This is a genomic window from Streptomyces sp. 796.1, assembly GCF_047525675.1.
Lineage (GTDB): Bacteria > Actinomycetota > Actinomycetes > Streptomycetales > Streptomycetaceae > Streptomyces.
Genome location: NZ_JBLIWA010000025.1, coordinates 25,525 through 42,523 on the forward strand (window position 1 = coordinate 25,525; position 16,999 = coordinate 42,523).

The window sequence follows — 16,999 nt, forward strand, 5'->3', positions numbered from 1 at the left end:
CGCGGGCCGCCCCCGCCAGGCCGGCTACCCCACCGTCGCGCGGCCGGCGCGCGTCCCGCAGAACTCCGCCTCGATCGCCGCGTCTTCCTGCTCGTCGTCGCCCCAGTCGCTGTTGCGGTTCAGGGTCAGGACGTGGTCGCCGTCGGGGGTGGCGAGGGTGTGGCTGAGGGAGCCGAAGATGTCGCCCGAGTGGCCCCACAGGGTGACGTCGCAGGTCTTGAGCTTGCGGGACCTGATGCCCAGGCCGTACGACTCGCCGTCGCCGAGGTCGCGGCCGGTGAACATCTCCCGCTGCTGGGCCGGGCGCAGGAGTTCGCCGCGGACCAGGGCGCGCAGGAAGACGTTGAGGTCGCGGGCGGTGGAGATGATCTCGCCGCCGGAGCTGGCGATCGACGGGTTGAGCTCGGTGACGTCGTAGCGGGGGGCCGCCGGGTCCTTGATGAACAGCTTCGAGTAGTGCCGTCCGTGCGGGCCCGGCAGGCCGGGCGCGGTGCCGGGGAGTGAGGTGCCGGTGAGGCCCAGCGGCTTGATGATGCGGCGTTGGATCTCGGTGGCGTAGCTGTTGCCGGTGGCCTTCTCGATGACCATGCCGAGCAGCGCGTAATTGGTGTTGGAGTACGACCAGCCGGCGCCGGGGGCGAAGTTCGGGCGGTGCGAGAGGCCGACGGCCACCAGTTCCTCGGCGGTGGCGCCGTCGAAGCGGTGGTCGAAGAACGCCGCCCCGGTGTACTTGGACCGGAACGCGTCGTCCCGCAGGTAGTCGTACAGCCCGCTGGTGTGCTGGAGCAGGTGGCGCAGGGTGACCCGGTTGCCGTCGTTGTCGTTGCCCTGGACCACGCCGGGCAGCCACTTCTCGATCGGGTCGTCGAGCGACAGCCCGTACCGCGGGTCGCCGGCCAGTTGCAGGACGACGGTGGCGGTGAACGGCTTGGTGAGGCTGCCGGTGCGGAACCGGTCGGCGGGCAGCCGTGGGCGCGAGGTGCGCACGTCGGCGACGCCCGCGGTGCCGTACCAGACGGAGCCCTTGACGTCGGCGCGGGCCAGGGCGCCCGGGGTGCCGGTGCGGACGATCTCGTCCAGGGCCGCCTGGGTCGCGGCGTGCCCGCGCAGCGGGCCCGGCACGGTGGCCGCCGGGCGGCCGTCCGCGGCGGGGGCCTGCGCGGTGGAGCTCGGTGCGCTGGAGGCCGGCACGGTCGGGGACGTCGTCGTGCGGGGGGCGGCGGTGGCGGTCCCCGTCGTGGCCACGGTGGTGGCCACCGTTCCCGCCAGTGCCAGGCCGAGCAGCGTACGGGAGACCAGGCGGCCGGTGCGCGCCGGGCGCACGGGGCGGGTGGGGAGGGAGCGTGCCATGGAGGTGCCTCGACTCTGTGCAGAGTTCCGTCGGGAACTGGGTGGGTTGTGCGGGTGTGCTGCGTGCTTCGTGCGGAGGCCCGTGGTGGGGCGGGGGCTGCGGCGGGCGGGGTGCGGGCTGGCTGCGCGGCGGGAGTGGTCCCGTCCGGCCGGTGCGTGCCGTCCTGCCATCGCCCGCGCCCCCTTCCGTTTCTGCTTCTGCTTGTTTGCTTCTGCTTCCGTTTTGCTCGCGCTGCTGGTGCTCGTTCCGGCCGGCCGGCGCCGCCCGGTTCCGGCTGCGGCGCCCCGTACCGCGTGCTCCGTGGGCCGCGCTCGGCGGTCCGCAGGGGGTGCGGCGCTTGGCAGGACTCCAGGCTGGCCGCCGCAGTTGCGCAGGTCGAGGCCCTGCCGGCCCGGAGCTGACCCGGACGCTGCCCCGAGCGGGCCCTCAGGGAAGGTGCCCCAGGAGGGGGCCGGGCGGCGCCGCGGACGCCCGGTCCCGGGGGTGGCGTCGCCCCACGCGGCAGCGCGTTCCGCAGCCATACGGCAACCCGGCCGTTTCGGTGTTTGCGCAGGTGACGGGGGGTGGTGCGGGAGCCGGCCGAGCGTGCTCGCGGGGAGGGCGGCGGGTGGTCGGCGAGCCCTGAGGGGCGGGCCCTGTGCCCCGTAGGGCGCGGGGGAGCCGGCGTGCCCCTCCGGTAATCTGGCCCTCCCCCCAGGAGGTTGTGCCAGTGGAGTTCCGGCTGCTCGGAGCGGTGTCCCTCGCTACCGGAGCCGGTGAGTTGCCGGTCGGTCCGGCCAAGCGGCGCAGCCTGCTCACCGCCCTGTTGCTGCGGCCCAACCGGCCCGTTCCGGTGGAACAGCTCATGGCCGCCCTGTGGGACGACGAGCCGCCGCTGCGTGCCCGTACGGTCATCCAGGGCCACGTGTCGCGGCTGCGGGCGCTGCTGGCGGAGGCGGACGCCGGGGCGATGGGTGTGGAATTGGCCACCCAGGGCACGGCGTACGTGTTGCGGATGCCGGAGCGGCTGCTCGACGCGCACCGGTTCGAGGAGTTGGTGAAGCTGGCCCGCAGCCAGCAGGCGCCGGCGGACGCGGTCGCGCTGTACGAGGAGGCGCTGTCGCTGTGGCAGGGGCCGGCGCTGACCGGCGCCTACCCGAGCGCCCCGGTGCTGGCCGCCGCCGCGGCCCTTGAGGAGCGGCGGCTGGCCTCCGTGGAGCTGCTGGCCGCGGCCTACGGGCAGCTCGGCGAGTACCCGCGGGCCGCCGCCATGCTGCGGACCGAGGCCGACGCGCACCCGCTGCGCGAGTCGCTGTCGGCGGCGCTGATGACCGCGCTCCAGCGGGCCGGGCGGCGCTCGGAGGCGCTCGACCGGTTCCACCGCACGCGGCGGCTGCTCGCCGAGGAACTCGGCGTCGACCCGGGCCCCGAGCTCGCCGACGCCTACGCGGTGGCGCTGCGCGGCGAGGGCGACGAGGCGCCCGGACCTCCGCCGCCCCGGCCGGCCGCAGCCGTCCCCGGCAGCCCCGTACCCGCCCCGTTGCCGGGCACGGTCGACCTGCTGCCGCGGATGCCGCGCGGCTTCCACGGGCGCGGGCCCGAGTTGGCCGCGCTGTCCAGGGCGGCGGCCGGCCCGTCGCCGGTCTGCCTGGTCACCGGCCCCGCCGGGGTCGGCAAGACGGCGCTGGTGGTGCAGTGGGCGCACCGCAACCGCACGGCCTTCCCCGACGGCCTGCTCTATACGGACCTGCGCGGCTTCAGCGACACCGGCGAGCCGACCCACCTGGAGGTGTTGCGGGAGTTCCTGTTGGCGCTCGGGGTGGCACCGCGGCAGGTGCCGGAGTCGGCGTGCGGGGCCTCCGCGCTCTTCCGGTCGCTCGCCGCCGACCGGCAACTCCTGGTCGTACTCGACAACGCCCGGGACTCCGCGCAGGCCAGGGAGTTGCTGCCGGGCGGGGCGCGCTGCGTCACGGTGGTCACCAGCCGCAGCCGGCTGCACGCGCTGATCGCCTCGGACGCGGCCCGCCCGGTGCCGGTGGACGTCCTGGAGCCGCAGGACAGTACGGCGCTGCTGGCCGCGGTCCTCGGCACCGACCGGGTCGCCGGCGAGATAGAGGGCGCGCGCCGGCTCGCCGCGCTGTGCGGCGGGCTGCCGCTGGCGCTGCGGGTGGCGGCGGCGCGCCTGGCCGACCAGCCGGAATGGTCGCTGGAGGCGATGAGCGCCGAACTGTCGGACGAGTCGCGCCGGCTGCACCTGCTGGACGTGGAGGACACCGGGGTACGGGCCGCGCTGCGGCTGACCGTGCGCCGGCTGCCGACCGACGTCGCCCACCACTTCGCGCACCTGGGCCGGCACCCGGGCACCCATGTGGACCGGTACGAGGCGGCGGCGCTGGCCGGCACCGACCCGGTGGCGGCCGAGGCCGCCATGGACCAACTCGCCGCCGCCCACCTGGTCATCCGGACCGCGCCCAACCGCTGGACGCTGCACGACCTGGTGCGGCTGTACGCGCGCGGGCTGACCGCCGGGCCCGACGCGCTGGTGCGGCTGCTCGACCAGGTGGTGGCGACGGTGCTCGCCGCGACGTCCGCGGCCGAGCCCGGCGCCGAACCGTGCTTCGCGCTGCCGGCGGACTTCCGGCCGCCGCCGGCGGTGCGCGCCTTCGACGGGCCGGAAGCGGCCCTGGCCTGGTACGCGCTGGAGCGCGAGGACCTGGCCCGGGCGGCCGGCGCGGCACAGGCCGCCGGGCTGCCGGGGCGGGCCTGGCGGATCGTGCTCGGGATGTGGCCGCGGATCGTGTGGCGGGTGCGGGACGGCTGGGTGCCGCTGCTGCACCTGGCGCTTGAGGCGGCTCGGGCCGATGCCGACCTGCGGGCCGAGTCGCGGGTGCTGGCGCTGCTCGGCTGGGTGCTGACCGAGGAGGGCCGGCCGCAGGAGGCGCTGCCGCACCTGGAGGCGGCGCCCGCGCTGGCGCACCGGGCGGGCGACCTGCGGGGCGAGGCCACCGCGCTGGTCAACCTCTCGCTGGTGCAGGCCGCGCTGGGCGGCCTGACGGAGGCGGAGGACGGGTGCGTACGGGCCGCCGAGATCTCCCGCGAGGCGGCCGACCGGCACACCGAGCGGCTGGCCCGCTACCACCTGGCGATGCACCAACTCCAGGGCGGTCGCTGGCAGTCGGCGCTGGCGACGGCGGAGGCCGCGTTGGCCGCCGACGGCAGTGCGGAGTACTCGCCGGCCTCCCGGGTGCTGCTGCTGGTCGCCACCGGCGAGGCGCTGCTCGGCGCGGGCGAGCACGCCGGCGGCGTGCGGCGGCTGACGGAAGCGGCCCGCGCGGCGGAGGAGTGCGGCTTCGACGACGGGGCGGTACGGGCCCTCGGTGCACTCCTGCGGGCGGCCCCCGACGCGGAGGTACGGGCCAGGTACGAGGCGGCTGTGGGGCGGCTGGGGACGGCGGAGTAGCGAGGGGGCGGCGCTCCGCGAGTGGTGCCGGCCGGGTGGGTGGGGCGGTGGGGCGGGGCGGAAGAGGCCGGCGTGGTGGCCGGGCGGGTGTTAACGGTCGCCCGTACGCCCCCGTTGCGGCCGGTGCACGGCGCGGCGGGGGAACGGGAACATGACCGTCCGGTTCGCTGTCGCACGGGGCGTCACCACCCGTCGTACGCCCGGCCGTTGACCTTCGTCGACCTCCGTTGACGCCCGCCGGGGGAAGATCGATAGGGGCTGGCGGTCGAGCGTCAGTGAGACGACAGTGAGGCGTAAGCGAAGCGGCAGCGGGGACCGGCAGAGTTCTTCTCACCGGCGGAGTTGACCACCGCCGGACATGACACCGGCGGAGTTGACCACCGCCGGGCATGACCACCACGACCCAAACAGGGGACCCCCAATGCGTACCTCCCGTACCCGCATCGCCGCCGTCGCCGGAGTCACCACCGCCATGACGCTGGGCCTCGCCGCCTACGCCTTCGCCGACAGCGGCAACGGCGCCCAGACCAGCCGCGGTCCGGCCCCCCGCGCCACCGTCGCCGCCCAGCTCCCGGGCGCCGACCAGGCGCAGGGCAGCGTCCACCAGGTCTCGGTGGCCAGCGCCAAGCAGAAGTCCAAGGCCGTCAGCGCGAAGTCGACCACCAAGAGCGTCCGCCAGTGCGCCGGTGACGAGATCTCCTACGACGTGCTGCACCGCTTCCCCAAGCAGCTCGGCGAGCACCTGCTCGTGACGGCCATGAACGCGGACTCCACCCCCTGCTGGGTGACGGGCTCCCCCTCCGTGATGCTCGGCGACACCATCAAGGTGCTGCCGCACTCCAAGAAGGACGCCCCCGGCGGCAAGGCCAAGATCGTCCTGAAGCCGGGCGCCAAGGTCTACTCCGCGATCAACCTCTTCACCGACAGCAAGAAGACCCGCACCTCCACCGAGCTCTCGCTCGCGCTGCGCGACCAGACCGGTGACACCGGCCCGGCCGTCGAGCTGAACGCCTTCACCAGCAAGGGCGCCGTCTCCAAGTTCACCTGGTCCGACGCGGACGTGACCAACTGGAACACCGCCAAGCCGTACGACTTCTGATCGGCCCGGCACGGCAGCCGGTGGTGACGGTACGCACATCCCCACCACCGGCAGCCGCCGCGCCCCACCGTCCCGCCCCGTCGGCGCCCCCGTGCCGGCCGGCCGGGAACCGGGCCGGCGGTGCCGTGCAGGGCGGCGGTGGGCCGGGGTCGGCCAGCGGCGGTGCTGGGTGACCACCGGCGCCGGCCCACCGTCGAAGGTGGGGTGGGAACCGGGGGGTCGGTTCCCACCCCACCTGTCTTCCGGCCCGCCCGTGGCCTCCTCCGCGCTTCGGTCTTCTCCCTGCCGCCGGCCTCCCCGGCGACAGGCCGGTCCACCCGGCGACAGGGAGGCGCGACGGAGGCTGCGGGCGGGCCGGCAGGTGCTTGCCGCTGCCGCGGCGGCGGAACAGTGACGCGTCACCGGACGGGGCGCGGCCGATCTCCTCGGCCGCGCCCCGTCCGGCGTTGTGTTACGGGCGCTCCGCCCGCGGAAGGCCGCCCCTACTCCCCCACCTGCCCGTCGGCCAGTTCGCGCACCACGTCGAGTTGGCCGACGTGGCGCGCGTACTCCTGGAGGACGTGGAAGAGGGTCCAGCCGAGGGTGGGGGCCTCCTCCTCGGTGGTGAAGCGGCCACCGAGGCTCGCGCGGCGTTCGGCCGGGATGCCGGCGGCGATCTCGCGGGAGCGGGCGCACTGCCTGCGGTGTTCGGCGAGCACCTGCGCCACCGACTCGTCGTCCGCGACGTGCCAGCGGTCCGCGGGGCCGCGGTCGCCCCAGGCGCGCTCGGGCGTCATCGTCGTACCGCAGAACCCCCAGACGAACCAGCGCAGTTCGACGTGGGTGAGGTGCTTGACCAGTTCCAGCGGCGTCCAGCCCGACGGCAGTCTGCTGGAGCGCAGCTCCTGCTCGCCCAGCCCGTCGATCTTGCGGCGCAAGGCGTCCCGGTAGTAGTCGAGGTAGCCGTCGAGCAACGCGCGTTGGTCGGTCAGGGACCTGGGCGGTTCCTCGCGCGGTGTGCCGGTGCGGGGCGCCGGGTCCTGGTCGGCGGCAGTGTCGGCAGCGGTGTCGCGGGAGGCTGCTGGGTTCGTCATTCCATGATCGTACGGAGCGGGGGCCGCTGGCCGGGCGGGCTCGGGCGAAGACGCCGCGGCAGGGTCCGGTCCGGCCATCGGATGCGCACAGGTGGCCGGGAAGCGCCGTCGGGACGCCGGACGGGGCCGGGCGGTCCAGCGGGGCGCGTGGGGCGCGTGTGACGGGTGGGGAGCGGGCCGCGGGAGGCCGTCGGCGGCCCGTCCAGGCAGCGGCGGGAGGGGCCGCGGGGCGCGGGCCCGGGGTCGCACGGAGCGCCACGAAACAGGGAGTTGACGCCTCATCCGCTATACGGACGCCACCGTTTCGTCAACGGACGGTTTTTGGACAACTTCCTGACGCGCCCCTGACATGTACATCGAGACGGTGGCACTCTTCCCCTCGTCCGCCACGCGGCTCCCCCACAGCACCGCACCGCGCGACGGTCGCTCGCCACACCACCAGCACGTCGGGTCCCGCGCTGTCCCCGCAGGCACACGTCGCACTCGGTGCCCCCGACCGGTCGGTCCCCTGCCGCCCGGCGGCGTCGCCCGCGGCGTACCAGCGCTACCGCCCCCGTGCCCCTCCCCCCCACGCGCTGTTCCTGCTCCGCTTCGCTCTGCCCGGACGACCACCCAGCCGCCCGGCCACCTTGGCCGCCGCCACCCGCGGCGGCAGTAGAAGGAGTCCCGCGTGAGACGCACCCCCCATCGGCGGACGGCCGCGACCGGCGCGTTCGTCGCCATCGCCGCCATGCTCGCCGTCGGCATGCAGGCCACGAACGCCACCGCCGACCCCGACGAGCGCGCCACCGACCGGTCAGCCCCGATGTCCAGCGCCGCCAAGCCCGACCCGGGTGCGGTGCCCGTCAAGCTCTCGCCGGCCAAGCGGGCCGAGCTGCTGCGCGAGGCCGACGCGACCAAGGCCAAGACCGCCAGCACGCTCCGGCTCGGGGCGAAGGAGAAGCTGGTCGTCAAGGACGTGTCGCTGGACGCGGACGGCACCACGCACACCCGCTACGAGCGCACCTACGACGGGCTTCCGGTGCTCGGCGGCGACCTGGTGGTCCAGGAGACGAAGACCGGCCGGTTCGAGACGGCGGCCAAGGCCACCAAGGCCCGGTTGCAGGTGGCGTCGACCACCGCCACCGTGCGGCCGGCGGCGGTTAAGGAGTCGGCCGAGCGGCTGGCGCGGGCCGACGACAGCAAGAAGGTCACCACCGACAAGGCCCCGCGCAAGGTGATCTGGGCGGCGTCCGGCAAGCCGGTGCTCGCGTACGAGACGGTCGTGGGCGGGCTCCAGAAGGACGGCACGCCGAACCAACTGCACGTCATCACCGACGCCACCACCGGCAAGAAGATCTTCGAGTACCAGGGCATCCAGAACGGCACCGGCAACAGCCAGTACAGCGGCCAGGTCCCGCTCGGCACCTCGGGCAGCTCCGGCTCGTACAGCCTGACCGACACCGGGCGCGGCAACCACCGCACGTACAACCTCAACCGGGCCACCTCGGGCCAGGGGACGCTGTTCACCGACCCGGACGACACCTGGGGCGACGGGACCGGCAGCCACACCCAGACCGCGGCCGTCGACGCGCACTACGGGGCCGCGCTGACCTGGGACTACTACAAGAACGTGCACGGCAGGTCGGGCATCAGGGGCGACGGCGTGGGGGCGTACTCGCGCGTCCACTACGGCAACAACTACGTGAACGCGTTCTGGGACGACTCCTGCTTCTGCATGACCTACGGCGACGGCTCGGGCAACACCAAGCCGCTGACCTCGATCGACGTGGCCGCGCACGAGATGACGCACGGCGTCACCTCCAACACCGCGGGGCTGGTCTACAGCGGTGAGTCCGGCGGCCTCAACGAGGCCACCTCCGACATCTTCGCCGCGGCCGTCGAGTTCTACGCGAACAACCCGAACGACCTCGGCGACTACTACGTCGGCGAAGAGCTCAACATCAACGGCAACGGCTCGCCGCTGCGGTACATGGACAAGCCGTCCAAGGACAGCCGGTCCAAGGACAACTGGTACTCCGGCATCGGCAGCATCGACGTCCACTACTCCTCCGGCGTCGCCAACCACTGGTTCTACCTGGCCTCCGAGGGCAGCGGCGTCAAGGAGCTCAACGGCGTCCGGTACGACAGCCCGACCTACGACAACAAGCCGGTGACCGGCATCGGCCGGGCCAACGCCGAGAAGGTCTGGTTCAAGGCGCTCTCGCAGCGGATGCGCTCCAACACCGACTACAAGGGCGCCCGCGACGCGACCCTGTGGGCGGCCGGCGAGCTGTTCGGCACCACCAGCGTCGAGTACGCCGAGGTGGCCAACGCCTGGGCCGCGGTCAACGTCGGCCAGCGGGTGCCGGTGCCCGGCGGCGTCACCATCACCGCCCCTGGCGACCAGACCAGCGTGGTCAACAAGGCCGTCAGCCTCCAGATCAAGGCCACCAGCTCCAACCCCGGCGCCCTCAGCTACGCCGCCAGCGGCCTGCCGGCCGGCCTGACGATCAACGCGAGCACCGGTCTGATCTCCGGCACGCCCACCACGGTGGGCACCAGCCAGGTGACGGTCACCGTGACGGACGCCAGCAACAAGTCGGCCAACGCGCCGTTCAAGTGGACGGTCAACGAGGCCGGTGGCGAGTACGAGAACACCGACGACGTGCAGATCCCGGACGGCGATGACGCGATCACCTCGTCGATCACCGTCAACCGCAGCGGCAACGCCAGCGCGGCCCTGAAGGTCGGCGTCGACATCGTGCACCCCTACCGCGGCGACCTGGTCATCGACCTGGTGGCGCCGGACGGTACGACCTTCCGGCTGAAGAACTCCAGCGCGTACGACTCGGCGGACAACGTCACCGAGACGTACACCGTCAACGCCGGCTCGGTGGCGGCCAGCGGCACCTGGAAGCTCAAGGTGCAGGACCTCTACTCGTCCGACACCGGCTACATCAATAGCTGGAAGCTGACCTTCTGACCGGAAGTCGGCCCGCTAGGCGGTCGGCGACCCGAGCGCGTCCCGTGCCCCGCGCGCCGCGGTGAGCGCGTGAGCGGTGGCAGGACGCGGTGACGCGCGCCCCACAGCAAGGCGCCGTCCAGGGAGAGTACGTTCCCCTGGGCGGCGCCTTTCCCATGCGCGGGGCGCCTGGCCGGGCGGCGGTCGGCGGCGCCTTCCCCCTGTGCGGAGTCCCCGCCGGGGGCGGTTTCGGTCGGCCCTGGCTGTCTCGAAAGACCGTCGTCGATCCGGGCCACACCCGCGCCGACCTGCGCGTTTCGGGCCGCTCGGGCCGTTCGCTGCGGCCGGGCCGCGTACCAACAACCGACAAAGAATCGACGCACACGCTTCACACCAGTGACATGTACGCGTCTGGTGTGGCAGTCTGCCCAGGCGTTTCACACCCACCTCTTGTGCGACCGATCGGCCCCCACGCCGCCCGGTCCGCCCCCCACGGCAAGAAGGAGTTCGCGTGCGCACGACCTTCGGCATACCCACCTCCCGTCGCACCCGCCGCACCGCGGTCGCCACCGGCGCGGTCGCCGCCGTCGCGGCCCTGGTCGCCACCGGCCTGTCCGCCGGCACCGCCGGCGCTTCCGACGCCTCGTCGTCGGCGACGGCCCGTACCCTGACCGCCTCGCAGCGCGCCGAGTTGCTGCGCGAGGCCACCGCGACCACCGCGCAGACCGCCGACGCGCTGGGCCTGGGCAACCAGGAGAAGCTGGTCGTCAAGGACGTCATCGAGGACCGCGACGGCACCACCCACACCCGCTACGAGCGCACCTACGCCGGCCTTCCGGTGCTCGGCGGCGACCTGGTGGTGCACGAGGCCAGAAGCGGCAAGGTCAAGGGCGTCACCAAGGCGACGAAGTCGACCATCAAGGTGGCCACGACGACCGCGAAGCTCGCCCCGTCCGCCGCCGAGCGGGCCGCGGTCAAGGCCGCGCAGGCCGACGACGCCAAGCTGGCCAAGGCGTCGGCGGCGCCCCGCAAGGTGGTCTGGGCCGCCGACGGCGCGCCGGTCCTGGCGTACGAGACGGTCGTCGGCGGCGTGCAGCAGGACGGCACGCCCAACGAGCTGCACGTCATCACCGACGCCAACACCGGAAGGAAGATCTTCGAGTACCAGGGCATCAAGAACGGCACCGGCAAGAGCCAGTACAGCGGCCAGGTGGAGCTCGGCACCAGCAAGCAGGGCAGCGGCTACACGCTGACCGACGCCGGGCGCGGCGGCCACCGCACGCTCAACCTCAACCACGGCCAGGGCGGCCAGGGCCAGGCGTTCACCGACACCGACGACACCTGGGGCACCGGCTCGGCCAGCGACCCGCAGACCGCCGCCGTCGACGCGCACTACGGCGCCGCGCTGACCTGGGACTACTACAAGGACGTGCACGGCCGCAACGGCATCAAGGGCGACGGCCAGGGCGCCACCTCGCGGGTGCACTACGGGAACAACTACCAGAACGCGTTCTGGGACGACTCCTGCTTCTGCATGACCTACGGCGACGGCGCGTCCAACACCCACCCGCTGACCTCGATCGACGTGGCTGCGCACGAGATGAGCCACGGCGTCACCTCGCACACCGCGGGGCTGATCTACCGCGGCGAGTCCGGCGGCCTCAACGAGGCCACCTCCGACATCTTCGCCACGGCCGTCGAGTTCCACGCGGACAACCCCGAGGACGTCGGCGACTACCTCATCGGCGAGGAGATCGACCTGCGCGGCAACGGCACGCCGCTGCGCTACATGGACAAGCCGTCCCAGGACCGCGTCTCGCTCGACTACTGGAGCAGCAACGCCGGCAACGTGGACGTCCACTACTCGTCCGGCATCGCCAACCACTGGTTCTTCCTGGTCTCCGAGGGCAGCGGCGCCAAGGAGATCAACGGCGTGAAGTACAACAGCCCGACCGTCGACGGCTCCACGGTGCAGGGCATCGGCCGGGAGAAGGCCGAGAAGATCTGGTTCAAGGCGCTCACCACGTACATGACCTCCACCACCGACTACGCCGACGCCCGCGAGGCCACCCTGAAGGCGGCCACCGACCTGTACGGCGCGGACAGCGCCGAGGCCAAGGGCGTGGCCGCGGCCTGGACCGGGGTCAACGTCAAGTAACGCACCGGCGGGCGCCGCACGCGCCCGGCACGGGCCGGCGCGGCGTCACGGCTGCCGCCGCAGCCGAAGGGGCGGGCCCGGGGACCACTCCCCGGGCCCGCCCCGGGCGTTTGCGCGGGCGGCGTCCGTACGGGTCTGCGTGCGGGGCCGCGTGCAGGTCTGCGTACGAGTCACGGTTGCGCGGGTCGCGTCTGCGTACGGGGCACTTTTGCGTGGGCCGCGTCTGCGCAGGTCCGGCGGGTTGTGCCGGCCCGACAGGTCGCGTCAGCGCATGACGAGCCCGGCCTCTTCGGCCGTGTGCTCGGTGGGGGCGGCGACCAGGCCGAGTTCGGCGGGGCTGGCGAGGAGCGGGTGCGCGGGCAGCACCCGGACCGTGTAGCCGTAGGGGCCGGTGCGGTCCAGGGTGAGCGGGCCCGCATACGTCACGTGGCCCTCCAGGTCGGGCCCGCCGACCGGCTTGAGCGGCACCGTACGGGCCGCGCTGATCCGGTCCGCCTCGTCCACCCGGCCGGCCACCGCCTGCACCTCGACCTCGTCCGGGGCCAGGCCGCCGAGCGAGACCCTGACCCGCAGTGTGAGCGTCGCCCCGAGTTCGACGGTGGCGTGCTGCGCGGGGGCGTGCTCGGTGGTGGGTGCGCCCGGCGGCGCGGGGGGTGCGTCAGGGGTGGCGGGTGCGTGCGGCGCGGCGGGCACGCCGAGTGCGGTGGGCACGCCGGATGTGGCAGGCGCGTTAGGTGTCACAGGAGCGCTGGACGCATCAACTTCCTTGATCTGTCTATGAGTTGACTGCTCCGCGGTCGGTTCGCGGTCGGCCTTGACGTGGTCGACGGCCACGTCGGGCCAGGCGGCGCGGACCCGGGCCTTCCAGCGCGCGACGTCCGCCGCGGCGGGGCCCTGGGTCACCCGGTGCGCCCGGGCGGCCGGCACGTACAACCGGTCCACGTACTCCTGCACCATCCGGCCCGCCAACACCTTCGGCCCCAGTTCGGTGAGGGTGCGGCGGACCATGGCCAGCCAGCGGTCGGGCAGTCCCGCGGCGCCGCGCTGGTAGAAGCGCGGGGCGACCTGGTCGGCCAGCAGGTCGTAGAGGGCGGCGGCCTCCAGCGCGTCGCGCCTGGCCTGGCCCGGTCCGGTGGGGTCGGCGCCGTCGGGCCCGGCGTCGGCGGTGGGGATGGACCAGCCGAAGTCCGGGTCGTACCACTCGTCCCACCAGCCGTCGCGCACCGAGAGGTTGAGCGCGCCGTTGAGCGCGGCCTTCATGCCGGAGGTACCGCACGCCTCCAGCGGGCGCAGCGGGTTGTTCAGCCAGACGTCGCAGCCGGGGTAGAGCCGCTGGGCCATGGCCATGCCGTAGTCGGGCAGGAAGACCAGCCGGTGTCGCACCCGCGGGTCGTCCGCGAACTGCACCAACTCCTGCACCAGCCGCTTGCCACCGTCGTCGGCCGGGTGCGCCTTGCCCGCCACCACGATCTGCACCGGCCGCTCGGGGTGCAGCAGCAGTTCGAGCAGCCGCTCCCGGTCGTGCAGCATCAGCGTGAGCCGCTTGTACGCGGGGACGCGGCGGGCGAAGCCGATGGTGAGCACGTCGGGGTCGAGCACCCCGTCGATCCAGCCGAGTTCGGCCCGGTCGGCGCCGCGCTCCAGCCAGGAGGCGGCCAGCCGCCGGCGCACCTCGGCGACCAGTTGCCCGCGCAGCGCGCGGCGCACCCGCCACAGCGCGGCATCGCTCCAGGCCGTGCCCGCGGCGTAGGGGGCGGTGGCGTACGGGGCGGCGGGGCGGCGGGGGTCGGTGCGGGGGGCGTCGGTACGCGCCGCATCCGTGCGCGGGGTGTCCGTACGCGTCGTGTCCGTACGCACCGCGTCCGCCCGGGTGGCGTCCGTGCGCGCGGTGTCCGTACGAGCCGTGTCGGCGGTCAGGCGGGCCAGTTCGGGGGCGACCCAGGTCGGGGCGTGCACGCCGTTGGTGATGGCGGTGATGGGCACGTCGGCGGCGTCGAACCCGGGCCACAGGCCGGCGAACATCTGTCGGCTGACCTGCCCGTGCAGCGTGGAGACGCCGTTGGCGCGCTGGGCCAGGCGCAGCCCCATGACGGCCATGTTGAACAGTCCGTCCTCGCCCCCGGGGTAGGTCTCATCCCCCAGCGCGAGGACCCGGTCCAGCGGTAGTTCGGCCAGTTCGGCGCCGCCGCTGCCGCCATCGCCGCCGCCGTCGCCGATGTGCCGGGCGATGAGGTCGCGCTCGAAGCGGTCGATGCCGGCGGGCACGGGGGTGTGCGTGGTGAAGACGGTGCCGGCGCGCACCGACTCCAGGGCCGCGTCGAAGTCGGCCCCGGCGGCCATCAGCTCCCGGATGCGCTCCAGGCCGAGGAAGCCGGCGTGCCCCTCGTTGGTGTGGAACACCTCGGGCTCCGGGTGTCCGCTGTGCGCACAGTACGCGCGCACCGCGCGCACGCCGCCGATGCCCAGCAGCATCTCCTGGAGCAGCCGGTGCTCGCTGCCGCCGCCGTACAGCCGGTCGGTGACGTCCCGCTCGTGCGGGGCGTTGTCGGCCACGTCCGAGTCGAGCAGCAGCAGCGGCACCCGGCCCACGTCCGCCCGCCACACGTGGGCGTGGAGCGAGCGACCGCCCGGCAGGGCGAGCACGATGCGCACCGGCTGGCCCGCCCCGTCGCGCAGCAGCGTCAGCGGCAGCTCGTCCGGGTCGAGCACCGGGTAGTGCTCCTGCTGCCAGCCGTCGCGGGAGAGCGACTGCCGGAAGTAGCCGTGCCGGTAGAGCAGCCCGACGCCGATCAGCGGCACGCCGAGGTCGCTGGCGGACTTGAGGTGGTCGCCGGCGAGGATGCCGAGCCCGCCGGAGTACTGCGGCAGCGCGGCCGTGATGCCGAACTCGGGCGAGAAGTACGCGATGGCCTGCGGCGGGGCGCCGCCCACCGGGTCCTCCGCCGGGGCGCCCACCGGGTCGTCCGCCGGGGCGTTCGCCGGGGCGGGCGCGGGCTGCGCGGCCCGCTGCTGGTACCAGCGCGGTCCGGTGAGGTAGCCGCGCAGGTCGGCGGCGACGGTGTCGAGCCGGTGGCGGAACTCGCGGTCCGCGGCGAGTTCCGCCAGCCGGTCGGCGGAGACGGAGCCGAGCAGCCGCACCGGGTCACCGCCGGCGGCCCGCCAGCCCTCCGGGTCGACGGACTGGAACAGCTCACGGGTCTCGGGATGCCAGGACCAGCGCACATTGCGGGCGAGGTCGCTGAGGGGACGGAGGTCTGCCGGGAGGACGGGGCGCACGCTGAAACGACGAATGGCCTTCACGCTGCGCAAAGGTAGCGGCGGCCACCCGACCGATTCGCCGTTAACCGCCATGTTTCTTCATTTCCCTACCGATACGTCCATTTCCCCGCCTCCTGGACGCCCTGAACGAGTGACACGGGGCGGGCCGGGACGACGGGGCGGAGCCGGATGGCTGGCCGAGGGCCGGAGTGACGGGGCGGGGCTGCTGGGAGACGGAGCCGGGGGGGCGGGGCCGGTCGGCGGGGCTGGCGGAAAGTGAGGGAGCCGGGGCGACGGGCAGAGGGCGGGGCCGAGGCGGTGGAGAGCGGGCGGGGCCAGCCGTGGCGCGTTGCCTGTCACTGACAGGGGCAGGCAACGCACCCCGCCCTGGCGGAGACTGGTGGACATGGACACACCCGCCGAACTGGCCAACTTCCTCCGCACCCGCCGCGCCCGGCTCCAGCCGGAGGACGTCGGCCTGGTCTCGTACGGGGGGCGGCGGCGGGTGCCGGGGCTGCGGCGCGAGGAGTTGGCGCAGTTGGCCGGCGTGAGCGTGGCGTACTACACGCGCCTTGAGCAGGGGCAGAGCAGCAATGCTTCGGACGGGGTGCTGGACGCGATCGCCCGTGCGCTGCGGCTGACCCCCGACGAACACGCCCACCTGCGCAACCTGGCCCGCCCGGCGCGGCCGGCGCGCCGACCGGCGCCGCGCACCGTCTCCGCGCACCCCGGCACCCGGCAGCTCGTCGCGGCGATGGCGGCGGTGCCGGCGCTCGTGCTCGACCCGCAGTACGACGTGCTGGCCTGGAACCCGCTCGGGCACGCGCTGATCGCCGGCCATCTGGACGTCCGGGCCCCGGAGCGCCCCGCCGAGCGCCCGAACACCCAACGGCTGCTCTTCCTCGACCCGCACGCCCGCGAGCTCTACCCGGAGTGGGAGACGGAGGCCAGGCGGGCGGTCTCGGCGCTGCGCCTGACCGCGGGCGCACACCCCGACGACCGTCAACTTGCCGAACTGGTCGGCGAGTTGACGATGAAGAGCAGCGAGTTCGGGGCGCTGTGGTCGCGGCACCCGGTGCGCGGCTGCACGAGCGGCGTGAAGTCCTTCCACCACCCGCTGGTGGGGCCGCTGGAGCTGTCGTTCCAGATGATGCTGCTGCCCGACGCCGGCGGACAGAAGCTGATGGCGTTCAGCGCGGAGCCCGGGTCGCCGTCGGACGCGGCGTTGCAGTTGCTCGCCAGCACCGTGTCCACGTCGCTGCCCGGCACCGGGCCCACGGCCCCGTCCGCGACCGAGGCTTCCGCGCCGTCCACGCCGTCCGCGGACCGGCCGGGCCAGGACCGGTAGCCCCCGGGCCCGGTGGACCCCAGCCCCGCCCCGCCGCCACGGGGGCGGGGCCGGCCGCGCCGTACCCGTACGCGCCGCACGCACCATCCCGCCCGCAGTACTCCCGTACGCGACGCCCCCACCGCAGCACCCCGGACGCGACATCCCGTACGCGGCGCCCGCGCACCTCCGCACTCCCGTACGCGGCGCCCCGTGCCCCGTACGCCCCGCGCGCTCCGTCCACCGCCGGAGCCACCGCCGGCACCTGCACCGGTGCCCCGGGCGCATCCCTCCACCTGGGTGAACGCGCCCCACCGTGGCCCCGTCCGTCCCGGTGTGTGGGTGGGGCC

Annotated in this window: 8 protein-coding genes; 5 read left to right on the top strand and 3 right to left on the bottom strand. The window is 74.2% G+C overall.

What is annotated here, in order from left to right; all coding sequences use genetic code 11:
- Positions 1 to 24: 24 nt before the first annotated feature.
- On the bottom strand, positions 25 to 1,350 hold the full coding sequence (locus ACMA1D_RS18365) for a serine hydrolase domain-containing protein (RefSeq protein WP_414725084.1): 1,326 nt from the start codon (positions 1,348 to 1,350) through the stop codon (positions 25 to 27).
- Positions 1,351 to 2,060: 710 nt separating this feature from the next.
- Here ACMA1D_RS18365 and ACMA1D_RS18370 point away from each other — a divergent pair.
- Positions 2,061 to 4,790, top strand: coding sequence for a BTAD domain-containing putative transcriptional regulator (locus tag ACMA1D_RS18370; RefSeq protein ID WP_414725131.1), 2,730 nt, complete (start codon positions 2,061 to 2,063; stop codon positions 4,788 to 4,790).
- A gap of 421 nt (positions 4,791 to 5,211) precedes the next feature.
- Positions 5,212 to 5,889, top strand: a complete 678-nt coding sequence (locus tag ACMA1D_RS18375; protein WP_414725085.1) for a DUF4232 domain-containing protein — start codon at positions 5,212 to 5,214, stop codon at positions 5,887 to 5,889.
- Between the two features lie 482 nt (positions 5,890 to 6,371).
- Here the strand turns inward: ACMA1D_RS18375 and ACMA1D_RS18380 are convergent, their stop codons facing one another.
- The gene (locus ACMA1D_RS18380; protein WP_414725086.1) at positions 6,372 to 6,962 is read right to left on the bottom strand and encodes a DinB family protein; all 591 of its coding nucleotides are present in this window, start codon (positions 6,960 to 6,962) and stop codon (positions 6,372 to 6,374) included.
- A 670-nt stretch (positions 6,963 to 7,632) separates the two neighbouring features.
- Between ACMA1D_RS18380 and ACMA1D_RS18385 the strand changes: the two genes are divergently transcribed.
- Both ACMA1D_RS18385 and ACMA1D_RS18390 read left to right on the top strand, forming a co-directional pair.
- On the top strand, positions 7,633 to 9,927 hold the full coding sequence (locus ACMA1D_RS18385) for a M4 family metallopeptidase (protein ID WP_414725087.1): 2,295 nt from the start codon (positions 7,633 to 7,635) through the stop codon (positions 9,925 to 9,927).
- A gap of 490 nt (positions 9,928 to 10,417) precedes the next feature.
- Complete coding sequence (locus ACMA1D_RS18390) at positions 10,418 to 12,064, top strand: M4 family metallopeptidase (protein WP_414725088.1); 1,647 nt, start codon at positions 10,418 to 10,420, stop codon at positions 12,062 to 12,064.
- Positions 12,065 to 12,328: 264 nt separating this feature from the next.
- On the opposite strand, the gene glgP is transcribed toward ACMA1D_RS18390, so the two are convergent.
- Positions 12,329 to 15,364 carry an alpha-glucan family phosphorylase gene (glgP, locus tag ACMA1D_RS18395; RefSeq protein WP_414725089.1) on the bottom strand — a complete coding sequence of 1,012 codons (3,036 nt, stop codon included), beginning with the start codon at positions 15,362 to 15,364 and terminating at the stop codon, positions 12,329 to 12,331.
- Between the two features lie 364 nt (positions 15,365 to 15,728).
- Between glgP and ACMA1D_RS18400 the strand changes: the two genes are divergently transcribed.
- A complete protein-coding gene (locus ACMA1D_RS18400) occupies positions 15,729 to 16,670 on the top strand; it encodes a helix-turn-helix domain-containing protein (RefSeq protein WP_414725090.1) in 942 nt (313 codons plus the stop codon).
- Positions 16,671 to 16,999: the final 329 nt, after the last annotated feature.

Coding starts and splice junctions, on each gene's coding strand:
- ACMA1D_RS18375 (WP_414725085.1), top strand. CDS start 5,212: ATGCGTACCTCCCGTACCCGCATCGCCGCCGTCGCCGGAGTCACCACC.
- ACMA1D_RS18365 (WP_414725084.1), bottom strand. CDS start 1,350: ATGGCACGCTCCCTCCCCACCCGCCCCGTGCGCCCGGCGCGCACCGGC.
- ACMA1D_RS18400 (WP_414725090.1), top strand. CDS start 15,729: ATGGACACACCCGCCGAACTGGCCAACTTCCTCCGCACCCGCCGCGCC.
- ACMA1D_RS18380 (WP_414725086.1), bottom strand. CDS start 6,962: ATGACGAACCCAGCAGCCTCCCGCGACACCGCTGCCGACACTGCCGCC.